The organism is Xenorhabdus bovienii (assembly GCF_024721015.1).
Lineage (GTDB): Bacteria > Pseudomonadota > Gammaproteobacteria > Enterobacterales > Enterobacteriaceae > Xenorhabdus > Xenorhabdus bovienii.
Window position 1 is genome coordinate 117,695 of record NZ_JANAIF010000004.1, and the last position, 12,434, is coordinate 130,128.

General features: G+C 35.2%; 8 protein-coding genes. 1 reads left to right on the forward strand and 7 read right to left on the reverse strand.

The features are described from left to right. Positions 1–113 precede the first annotated feature (113 nt). The gene (locus tag NXS07_RS02415) at positions 114–1,301 is read right to left on the reverse strand and encodes an MFS transporter (RefSeq protein WP_038197197.1); all 1,188 of its coding nucleotides are present in this window, start codon (positions 1,299–1,301) and stop codon (positions 114–116) included. A gap of 199 nt (positions 1,302–1,500) precedes the next feature. On the opposite strand from NXS07_RS02415, the gene NXS07_RS02420 reads away from it, so the two are divergent. Continuing rightward, complete coding sequence (locus NXS07_RS02420; protein WP_038208047.1) at positions 1,501–2,391, forward strand: LysR family transcriptional regulator; 891 nt, start codon at positions 1,501–1,503, stop codon at positions 2,389–2,391. A gap of 53 nt (positions 2,392–2,444) precedes the next feature. Here the strand turns inward: NXS07_RS02420 and NXS07_RS02425 are convergent, their stop codons facing one another. The 6 genes from NXS07_RS02425 to NXS07_RS02450 form a co-directional block, all read right to left on the reverse strand. After that, positions 2,445–4,154 (reverse strand): formyltransferase family protein, encoded by a 1,710-nt coding sequence (locus tag NXS07_RS02425; protein WP_258086101.1) that lies wholly within the window; start codon positions 4,152–4,154, stop codon positions 2,445–2,447. A 79-nt stretch (positions 4,155–4,233) separates the two neighbouring features. After that, on the reverse strand, positions 4,234–7,035 hold the full coding sequence (locus tag NXS07_RS02430) for a non-ribosomal peptide synthetase family protein (RefSeq protein ID WP_258086102.1): 2,802 nt from the start codon (positions 7,033–7,035) through the stop codon (positions 4,234–4,236). 38 nt (positions 7,036–7,073) lie between these two features. Next, a complete protein-coding gene (locus NXS07_RS02435) occupies positions 7,074–8,606 on the reverse strand; it encodes an asparagine synthetase B family protein (RefSeq protein ID WP_038208055.1) in 1,533 nt (510 codons plus the stop codon). A 33-nt stretch (positions 8,607–8,639) separates the two neighbouring features. Continuing rightward, positions 8,640–9,971 (reverse strand): 3-phosphoshikimate 1-carboxyvinyltransferase, encoded by a 1,332-nt coding sequence (gene aroA / locus NXS07_RS02440; RefSeq protein ID WP_258086103.1) that lies wholly within the window; start codon positions 9,969–9,971, stop codon positions 8,640–8,642. Positions 9,972–9,997: 26 nt separating this feature from the next. Beyond that, a complete protein-coding gene (locus NXS07_RS02445; RefSeq protein WP_038208061.1) occupies positions 9,998–11,299 on the reverse strand; it encodes a carboxyvinyltransferase in 1,302 nt (433 codons plus the stop codon). A 442-nt stretch (positions 11,300–11,741) separates the two neighbouring features. Further along, entirely contained in the window at positions 11,742–12,197 is a 456-nt protein-coding gene (locus NXS07_RS02450; RefSeq protein ID WP_038197421.1) for an ATP-binding cassette domain-containing protein, read from the reverse strand. Between the last annotated feature and the right edge of the window lie 237 nt (positions 12,198–12,434).

Sequence of the window (12,434 nt, forward strand, 5' to 3'; positions counted from 1 at the left end):
GTTATGGTCAGATGCCGAGTGAACGTTTATGGCGGAGATGATTTTAATTTATATGACAAAATTTAACGCAGCCCATCGTTATCGCGTGGGCTACGTTAGACATAACATTAATCTCATTGCAGCGTGGCAGGGAAGCCATGTTTTTTAGCTCCCCAAGCGATTATCAATCCCACCACAAGCAATCCAAGCAAAGTCCAAGGGAAGATATGAACACCCTGAGTGTCTAGCAATATGCCTCCCAACATACCGCCAGCAGCTATCGATAAATTCCAGACGGTAACCAAGATTGATTGAGCGACATCTGCACCAGAACCCGCAGCATCCGCAGAGGCCGTCTGCAATAGCGCGGCTGCTCCGCCAAAAGTTAGCCCCCATATCGCCATAGAGATATAAATTACAGCAGGCAAAATACCCGCAAGCCCCAATGCCAGTGCGACCAAAGCAAATAATCCGATGCTTATCAAAACAAGCGACCGCAAATATTTATCGATCAATACCCCAACCAACCATATGCCAAGGACTGAAGAAGCCCCGAAGATTAGCAAAATTATGTCAACTCGATGGGAAAGACCCGCAGGAGCAAGAAATGGCATGATGTAGGTATAAAGAATACTATGTGCCAGCACCCAGAAAATAAGTACCGTTAATACTGGTCGAACACCTGGAGTGGCAAATACCGATCTTATCGATAAACGTTTTTCTGATGATTGTCCGGGATAATCTGGCACCCGTAAACGAATCCAAACCATGACCGCTAAAGTCAACAATGAGAGTAGGCCAAACGTCATGCGCCACCCAATCAGTGAGCCTAGAAATGCCCCTAAAGGAACGCCTAATGAAAGTGCCAGTGGTGCTCCTACCCCGGCAATGGCAAGCGCTCTCCCTTTTAGTGGTTCTGATGCCATCCGGCGCGCATAACCCGCCAACATACCCCAAATCAAACCTCCGGCCATCCCTGCAAATAACCGGGCAATCAGCGCAAAAGTATAATTAGATGTCAATATAGTCAGTGTATTAAAAACAAACAACGCGCCTAAAACTACCAATAAAAGCGGACGACGTCGCCAGCTTTGAGTTGCCGTCGTTAATGGGATAGCCGCAATCACAGAGCCAATGGCGTACAACGTGACAAATTGTCCTGCCATCGATTCCGAAATATTCAATCCCATACTAATTTGCGCCAACATTCCCGCAGGGACAGTTTCTGTCATCAGCGCCAAAAAGCCCGTCATTGCCAGTGCAAGCAATGACGCTAATGGCAAAGCATTTGTTTCACCCGTGTGACTTGTGGTTGATCTCACTTAACTGCCCTCCTGTAAAATTCTTTATCTGAAAATACATAAGAGCGAGTTAAATTATACGCACCCTATGAGGTTCACAGAATATGTGGATTGCTAGATCGGCTCATAGGTAGACAGTATGAAGGCGCATATTAGTATTAAAAATAGGCTATAGTTCAAAATATATATGACAAATATGTCATCAATAGGAAAACGAGTAATGGATAACTTTAGCGTCCTTGAAGTGTTTGTTCGAGTCAGTGAAGTACGGAGTTTCACGGCAGCAGGCAATCAACTCGGCGTGTCATCCTCCGCTATAAGCAAGGCAATAAGTCGCCTCGAAGAAAAGCTACGCGTACGACTTTTCCACCGTTCCACACGCACAGTGACCTTAACTCCAGAAGGTACACTTTTTCTCAAACGCTGCCGCCGCATTCTGAATGAAATAGAAGCCGCAGAAAATGAACTTTCCCAGTCACAATCTGTACCGTATGGGAAGTTAAAAGTTAGTATGCCATCAATTGGCGTACTCTTTATGCCCAAGTTTGCCGAGTTCAGTCAGCAGTACCCAGAAATTGAATTAGAAATAGACAGCACTGACGGCTTAGTTGACTTAATTGAAGAAGGATTCGATGCCGTAATACGCACCGGAGAACCTGCTGATTCACGATTAATGGCGCGTGTACTAGGCTCTTACAAAAGAGTTATCGTCGGTTCTCCCACCTACTTTCAAAAATTTGAAATACCTAAAAAACCAGAAGAACTGATTAATCATTTCTGCATGATGTATCGTTATAAGAGCACAGGCAAGCTGGATATTTGGCCAATAAGTCAAGATAACCCAACTTTACAGCTAGAATGGCCTACCAGAATGGTAACTAACACACTTGACCCTCTCGTGTCTTTTGCAGAAAATAGTCTTGGAATTACTTGTATTCCTGATTTAGCCATCAGAGAACAGTTGAAAACAGGAAAGCTGATAACAATTCTGAATGATTTCAATAATGACATAACGACATGCAGGATACTTTGGCCTTCAAGCAAATATTTATCTCCCAAGTTAAGAGTATTTATCAATTTCATGGTCGAAAATCTATTTAAGAATGAATGAAGTATGAGTGTCTAGTATTCAATATGATACTGGACACTCAATTAATTTCAATACTAAATAATTCCAAGGGTTCCGCATTGAGATAATAAACTCTTCAAAGGAAGATTTGAATTAGATAAAAGGAGCCTATCCAAACTAATTATATGATCAGCCATTCTCTTTAAATCAGCACTTTCAATATGTGATGAATTAGATATCCAACGAAAAGCCCCCTTAACCGGATCAATTTGCATTGTCAGAGAAGCATTGTTTTTTTCATATAATTGAGAGGCTGCTGGTTTAACTTCTGAGTTTATGAAATCTATAATGCTAATTCTAACATTACAGATATACTTTGAATACACAGATTCAGTTGAGCGTAATTGTGGATATCGAAAAATTATATCTTTATGGAAAGTTTTAAATTTATTAAGTATAGAACGCTCAACTGATATAGAACTATATAAATTCAATGCAGAGCAATTAAAGTCAATATTAAATTCAAAAGGAACTGAAGCTGAAAAAAAGACAGAGTAATCTATAACCTCATGTTTAGGCAGTTCAGTTACACAATCTAAATGAAAATATTGAACATCATTAACCAATGCTAAATATACGGCGAATGCTCCCAATATATTAACCAATCTTTCTTCACTTGTAACATTTTCAATGTCAATATAAAAATTCCAGTTATAATATATTTCAAAAATACAATCTAAGTCATGATACAGAGTGTCAAATTTGAAATTTAATGGTCTACATGATTCTAAACGATTAACCCAAAATGATTCATATGGCGCTAACTCCTCATGTTCCTGAGTTAAATCTTCTAAATCAGAATTATTAATGATTGGTAATGAATCACCAACGCTTATGCAAAGCATATCAGCCAAAAAATCTGCCCGCAAATCTTCCCCGGTCAATTGAATAAATTCTATTCTGATATCTGTTGTTCCGGTAGTTACAATCCAGAAATTTTGTGCTATATCCACTAAAATACCTGCCTGCTTATGTGTTGAGACAGAAAGTACTTCAAGTGTTTTCACTATTCCTATAATATTTATCAAATAAACTTTCGGAACACATAACGGATTGCGATAACGCTCACCGAAAGACAAACCACGTACTAAAGCTGACAGCTCTTCGGCCGAATGTTCCCACTGTAAACATGCTCCAGCATATGGACGTTTCCGACTAGAAAAAAAACTTCTCTCTGATAAATTTTGCTTCACATATTCTATGGTTTTCCCTCCTTTAATAAGGGATATTAATTTTTTAAATCCTTCAAATGCCGCATTATAGCATTTCATATTTAATGAAAGAGCTGTGTCAGAACGATTAATTTCTACATTTTGTTGAACTGCTATATCTCCCGCGTCAACCACGGTAGCAATTCGATGCCAAGTAACTGCATACTTATCCTCCATCGCAAAAAGAGCCCATGAAGTCGCATGAGTTCCTGCATATTTAGGTAACGGAGCATCATGATAATTAAATGCACCTAATTTAATATTATCTAATAGTGCAGAGGTTAAAATGATTGGATTTGATATAGATAACAGCCATTCAACAGAGTTGTTAGATACTAAAGATTCTAAATCCTGAATAGTATTGATACATTTTAAACCTTCTTTTTTAGCCCATGAAAGAAATACTGAATCTAAAGGCATAACTACCTCAAGATGGATACCTATAGAAAGTAAGAATTGACAGCATCTAACAGCTAAAGTACCTTGACCAATAATTACAAAAGTGTAATTTTCACTTGACTCCATTGTTTTCATAATAATTTTCTCATATTAGAACCAATTTCACATAATTCATATAAAAAATACTACTAAGCATTATTCTAAAATATAAAAATTACATCCAAGTAATCAACATACGCATTTTTGACAGTAACTCATTAATCCCTGGCTCTTTTAGTAACTCAAAATGAGGTACATTAATCTTGACAACATCAGGAATATTAATAAAACAATTACTATTGGTTTCAAAATAAGACAATTGATCGCTCTTAGCGCTAAATATTTTTACAGGGGCAGTAATTAATCTATCATGAAAAATACTTTCCGATTCCGAACGTAAGCTTTCAGAGGTAGTTATGACAACTCTAGAAATTCTTTTAATTAGATCAAGGCTTAATCCTGAATGTCTTTTACTAATAAAACTTGCGAAATCATCCTCATCATTTACATAGTCTAAACATTCCAATAAATCTTGATCATCTGAACTTCTTGAGAAAACTGAAAATAGCAGAGAGACCAAACTTTTATTCTCATAGCCACTAGATTTATCTGATGACTGGAGTTGTAAAGAATGTCCTTTAGTCATACCTGGAGCAATCAGTACAAGTTCTTCAACCTTTTCCCCCAACTGCTCAAGTTGATAAGCAGCTTCAAAAGCTAAAATAGTTCCAAATGAGTATCCCCAAAGGACATAAGGGCCTTGTGGTTGTTTATTTCTTATTGCAGTAATATCAGCATGAACTAATTTTTGGATAGAACCATATGGTCGTTCATCTTCATTTAGTCCAAACGCCTGTATTCCATAAAAGGGACGAACTTTGCCAATTTTTTCAGCAAGTAGTCTAAGGCTCATAGGATATCCACCTAATCCAGGCCAACAAAAAATTGATGATAACGCCCCATGTGGCTGTAGAGAAACCAATCTCTCAGAATATTTATTACGATTTACATCAACTAAACAAGCCAGTTTTTCAATTGTCGACGCTTCAAATAAAATATGAAGTGGCAAATTAGAACCTAGTTTATTATTTATTGATTGTATAATATCTACCGCACTCAATGAATCACCACCAAGAGAAAAGAAGTCATCACAAACAGAAATACTATTTTTTTTCAGGCATTCCATCCATATACTTTGTATCACTCTCTCGTTTATAGATTTTGGTTCATATTTTTCTTTAAAATTCTCCTTGCCAAAAATATTTTCAATTTTATAAAAGTCAATTTTTCCTGTTATTGTTAAAGGCATAACATCAACAAAAAAGAATAAAGTAGGAATCATGTAATCAGGGATACGTCTGGCCAACTCTTTTTTTAGAATAGAAACTAACTCTTGATGATCGTGATTTTCTTTTAATATCACTCCTTCTGTACTGAGTTCAACACATGCCATCAGAATAGATTGGCTAACATCATGATATTTATTCATTACAGCAGCAATATTAATTAAAGGTAATGACTCTAATTCTATTTTTATTTCTTCTAATTCAACTCTCATACCTCTAATTTTTATTTGAGTATCTTTTCTTCCAATGAAATAAAATGAACCATCCATGTTTTGATAAGCAAGATCTCCCGTTTTATAGGACATAATAGGCGTATTAGATCCCGTTGGGATGAAAGAAAAGAAATGTTTATTAGTCAAATCTTCCTGATTAAAATATCCTCGTGAAATTTGAATGCCTGATATATAGAGTTCACCAGAATTACCACTGGAAACAGATTTACCGTTTTCATCTAAAATATGAAACTCAGTATTATCAACCGGTCTACCAATTGATACTCCTTCATGATGTTCTTTTTTTATTCCAATTGAAACATTATAGAATGATGCATTACAAGTGAATTCTGTCGGACCATAGACATTAATCAATTCGCAATTAGGTAATATATCCAAGCATTGCAGCGCTAATTTCTTTGTTAAACTTTCTCCACCACAAAGAATATGTGAAAGTGATGAACATTTCGCAAACTTATGCCTATTAACCAGCGATTGCAACAAAGTCGGTACACACTGCAACAAAGAGACATTATTTTCTATAATATCATCTACTAACTTCGAAATATTTTTGTTTATACTAAAATCACTAATAATTAACTGAGTACCACAACAAACAGATAGCATTTCCCATTGAGCGGCATCGAAACTAATAGATGTTTTATGTATTATTTTTTTATCCCTGCTTAAAAACCCTTTTTTATTCAACCATAGCATTTGGTTAACGATTGAACGGTGCTCTATCATTACTCCTTTGGGTTTTCCAGTACTACCTGATGTATACACAATATAAGCAAGGTTTTCTGGTTGTAGCTCCCTTGGTTTAGGAGCAGATTTTGTCTTCGCACTCATTTTCACATAATCAATGACATCACTAATCGTTATTAAAGTAATATCACTACTAATAATATCTAAAATTTTAAATTTTACCTTTTCCTGAACAAATATATATTTCATTGAAGAATTTTCTATCATATACTTCAACCGCTCAGGTGGGTAATCTGGTGCCAATGCCAAGTAGGCAGCTCCCGAAAAAATAATTCCCCATACCCCAATTAATTGTTCTAATGATGGTTCAACAAAAAGGCCTATACATTCATCTGTAGAACAATTCAGATAGCGTAAATAATTTGCAACATGCAAACTAAGATGTGCCAATTGCCAGAAGCAGAGTTTATCATCACCATCCACAATAGCGACATTATCCGGTATATGGCGTACACTTGATAAAAAAAGGCCTGGCAAACATTGATCAATGGCATATTCAAAACGTTCTTCTTGACCACTAGTAGACCAAGATATACTTATCTTATCATAAGATAATGAATTTTTTAGTTCCACTAATTCTCGAATATCTAATTCAAATCCCTTTAGATTCAATAGCCTTTCCCAAGATTTATTTTGTGTTACTGAATGCATATCCTATACCTCGTTACAATTAAAAAATTCATAATGAACTAAGATATGAAATCGAAATATCCTGATGCTGTATAATCTTTTCCTAGTTTTTTAAACCTTTCATCAGGTAAATGATATCCATTATTTAAATATTTATTTGCAAAATAAAAAGAACTTTTATCGTTCAAACCAATACTTTCTAGCATCCTGAGCACCTCTTTAGGAATTTGTAGATCGATGCTATTGACATAATCAATTAATATATTCTTTACACCACTGCCATCTGGCATTCTAATTTTAGGCCTGTCAATAATGTAATCTGGCAGAAAATCTCGGAACGCTTCTCTAAGTATATATTTTTCAACTCCATTATTTATCTTCAATGATTCATGAAGGCTTAGTGCATAACGTACCACTTGATTATTCATAAAGGGTACTCTTGCTTCTACAGAGTTACGCATACTAGCGCGATCAACACGCTGCAAATCAGTACGATGTAAATTATTTAATCTATAAAGTGAAAGCTCATCAATAAAAGGATATGTTTTGAATAAATCATAGCCGCAAAAAATCTCGTCACTTCCTTCTCCACATAAAGCGACTTTAAAACCAAGCTTATTAGCAATCAAATAACCAAAATTTGCTATAATAGAGTCTACTGAGTCTATTTTTTCGAAGAATTCTCCATAATATACTGCGCTATCAATATCATCAATTAAATCTTGCTCTGTAAATGTATATATTATCTGACGTATTTTATTTTCTTCACAAAATCTCTTTGATATTTTGATATCGTCTGAGCCAGGTAAACCAAACGAAATTGCAGTAACATTAGAATGATATTTATTTGCTAAAGCCAATATAATAGCACTGTCTATTCCACCACTAAACATAACAGCAACCGGCAGATCAGTGTCAACTTGAGACTCAACCGCCTCTTCCATCAACTTACGAACTTTTTGTTTTGCTACAAGATAACAATCCTTACTTTTTTCTATAGATTTATCATAGCGAGTATACTTATAAAGCTCATTGCCATCATAAAGACTCCCAGGCTCAAGTGTCTTAACTTCAACATCAAGTTCTAGAAAAGCTTTCATCTCTGATGCCACATACCAAACATCATTCTTTTTTGCATAGTAAAGAGGCTTTATACCCACGTGATCTCTACCAATCAGAAACTTTGATTTTTTATTATCATATATGACAAATGCAAACATTCCATCTAGCATATTTACAAATTCTAAATCATATTCAATATATGCCTTTAATATTACCTCTGCATCTCCATATCCTTTAAATTCGTGTCCTCTTTTGATAAGTTTTTCACGTATTTTTTTATAATTGAATATTTGCCCATTAAGGATGACATGAATATCCCTTTCTTCGTCTGAAACAGGTTGAGTCGCGGTTTCTCTCTCGACAATTGCCAAGCGATTTGTGGCAATCCCAAAGTATTTTTTAACTAGGTGTTCATTAAAACGAGATAAATCTCCTCGATGTTTCATCCTTTCTATCATAGAGACAAGCTTACTATTCAATTGTTCAATTAAAATTTCTTTTGTCGTAAAAATGGCTGCAATTCCACACATAAAATATTTTCCTTTACTAAAATAGGATTATTTTCATTTAGCCAGTTCATTAACTTTCGCACCTAAGGAACGAATTTCAGAAAAATATTCTGGGTAAGTTTGCCCTACATGAAATGGTTCTTTTATCAGAACAGGCTCACTACAATGAAGGCCGATTGTTGTGAGGCCCATAATAAGTCCATGATCGTAATGTCCATCTAGAACCACCCCGCCTTTATATCCTTTGGGGTTCCCATGGATGATGAGTTGATCATGTTTTTCATCTGATTTTACCCCTAGTTTTGATAATTCTTTTCTAAAATCAGATATCCGATCAGATTCTTTATAACGGATATGCTCAATGTTATAAAAAATACTTGTACCAGAGGCTAATGAAGCTCTAGCCGCTAACGCTGGAACTGCATCAGGAGCCAAAGAACCGTCAAAATCTAAAGGACGAATTTCTGTATTCCCTTTAATTATTATCGTTTCATTCCCAATAAATTCGATATTAGTTCCCGTATCGATTAAATATTGAATTACAGCACCATTTCCCAGTTCTTCTTCGAAGAAACCATTCAGTTGAACTTCTGATTCGAGGGAGCCACAAAGCGCAAGGATTGCAGCAGTGCTAGCTGGATCAGAACCTACTGTAAAATCACTTGCCTGCAATCCACATCGACCATGTACAAAAAATTCACGAAAATCACTATCATATTCGATTCTAATACCCGCTTTCTTAAGGTTATTAATTGTTGTATGAACCATTGATGGAGCTGTTATTTTGTCGACTACCTTTATAGTTAAGTCATTATCCATCACTGCTCCAAGATATAGTAATCCACTTAAAAATTGTGAGCTTTTTCTACAAGATACTTCTGTATAATCATTTAACTTTCTATCAGACTTAATTCTGATAGGAAGTCGATGCTCTTCTCCCAATGCTCTACATTGAACATTCAACATACAGAGCGCATTAACCATTTCTGTTTGAGAACGAACTCCAAGAGAGGCGTGATAGTCGGTTATGAATTTTGTCTCTGGTAAGAAACCCGCTACCCCCATCAATAACCTCAGTACTACCCCTGAGTTACCTGGATTTAACTCTAAAGGCTGGTTGATAGAACTCACGTCAATTCCATTTACTATCAAATTATCTTTATCTTCTTTGAAAACAGCTCCCAATCGCTCACAATTAGATTTCATCGCTATGGTATTAAAACCAGTAGCAATATTTCTGATAATACTTTTTCCAGAAGTAATAGAAGAAGTTAGAAGGGCTCGAGTTGAGGAACTTTTAGAAGCTGGTAAATTAAGTGTACCCTGTAAACGTTTCGAATAAATCACCTCAACAAATTTACTATCTTTATCAATTCTTTTAGACATTTTTCACCCTCAAAGAAATAATTTAACTATTTAATATGAACGCCTAAATTCCTCAGCGTATCGATATAATCGGGAAATCCATCATTTAATTTATCTATATCGTATATTATGGATTCTTTTTCAGCACCGAGCGATGCGATGAGATTAGCAGCACAAATTCTATGGTCACCATAACTTTTAAGTTCAACTCCTCCATTCAACGGTCCTTTTCCTTCAATATATATTGACTCAAACATTCCTACCCTATCAAATATTAGAACACTATTCCCTCCCATTGTTCTTATATTCTCATTAACAATAAATGCTCGTTGACTTTTATGATTATTTATTCCTCTTACCCCACTAAAAATTTTATTTCCTTTCAAATTAGATGAAGCAGCAATTATGTTTACGGCTACTGAAGGGAGCTCTTTCAAAGAAAATTCACCATCCCATAACCTAATCGACTGCCTGAATATTCTCAAATTATTCCAAGTTGAATCATACGTAATAATTAGACCTATACTTTGATAAAATTTAAATAAATCACGTTCATTTATTGTGTCATTAAAATAATAATTTCTTATCAGTACATCACTAGCACCTTTTGAGCTTAATATAGAAGAGGCTATATAGCTTAATGATGTAAAATCAGAGGGTATTTTTATCTCAATATCTTTAGGTATATATTTAGTTACTTTAAAGTGTTTTTGTTCGTATGTAACTATGCTTCCTAGAAGTAACATTGATTTTATCGTCATATCAATATAGCCCATTTTACTGCCGTCCAAGACTATAGGGACTATCTTTTGTTTGCTGAAAGGAGCAACAAATAGAGCAAACGTAATGAACTGAGTGCTATTCAAAACAGTCAATGGGTTTTTTATATTAGTTTCACTCTTAGTGATTATAATCCTTTCATTTTCAATACGTTCAATATGAATATCCAAATAATTACAGAAATCTTCGTCAAACACACTCTCTCTATTAAATAAAGATTCATTACATTTTATTACTATTTTTTCATTATCAATGAGAGATGCTAAAGCTGCGCACATTCTGAATAACATGCCTGAACCACCTACATATATCTCCCCATTATACGATAAATTTCTACCTACACCACGAAGTAACAGTGTTGTTCCATCTTTGTGTAATATTTTTAGACCAAATTTTTTCAGAGCATTAATTTGATTTTCAGTTTCTACATTCCAAGATATATTAACAATTCTCGTTGTATTTTCATTCAGTAAAGCTAGTAATAATGCACGCTGAATATGAGGTTTAGATGACGGTATAAAAACTTCACCAGTCAGGCCAAAACTCGGAAAAACAGTAACCTTGCTCATATTTTCCCTTTTTCCTAAACAACATTTTTAAATATTTATATAATCAGAGCTCGTCACTTTATAACACGCTATAGCTCTTTAAATGATTAATATAAATTTACAATTGTGGCGAATTATCCTACATTTAACAATTTATAAAATATATTTAATACGAATTATTAAGTATGTTTATCCTTAAGATAAATAGCTTAGAGTTCACAACTCTTATGACTATACAGTCACAAATTTATTTTTTACCAATCTAAAGTAATTAATAAAGTAAGCTAATTATATTCTTTCTAAAATACTATCTAATGATTTTACTTTCCTGAGTTTTTCTCATCAAGACGATAAGTGGTTGGAAAAAAAACCTTTCTGTCAGCATAGTTGTCATCCCCATTAACAACACTGATAGAGAAAAAAATGACACGTATTTCACCCGAGCATAAATCTGCCGCGCTGGCTAAATTGTTACCGCCGTACAACATGACTGTCGCCGCAGTTGCACAGATGGAAACATGAGTTTGGTCTTTTGCCCACCACTTAAATCAGCCACCTTAGTGCTGAAATCTGCCTCTTGGAAACCGAAACTATGCAGCACTGATACGGCTTTATAATCCGCATATTCATCGAATTGTTTTACTTTCCGGGAAATACATTCAAGTAAGGACATCTCAAGCAATGAGTCATCAATAAACTGAGATACCGTCTCTAATCTCAGCCCACTGACGTATTCAATCAATCCCTCATCAGGTGTTTCAATACCTGCCAGTAATTTCAGTAAATGTGTTTTACCTGTTCCGTTATAGCCTACTAATCCAATGCGATCGTTTTCTTTGATTGTGATGGAGAGCTCTTTAAAAAGTAGTTTTGAATTAACGCTAAAGCTAATTCTATTACAATTAATCAGCGTCGACATTTATGATGCCCTTATCGAAAAACCGTGATTAAACCCACTATATATTTTTACATTTAGCAATAGAATGTGAATTTATATATTTAAAGAGAGAGTAGGTCAAGCATACAACCCACTAACTCAGGGTAATAATGCTATTTGATAGGCATTGAGATTATCACTTACTTAACTACCACCTACTGAAGTAGGTGGGTTAGCGCACTTCGGTGCCGACGACTGAAAGTCGTCGAACCACGCACC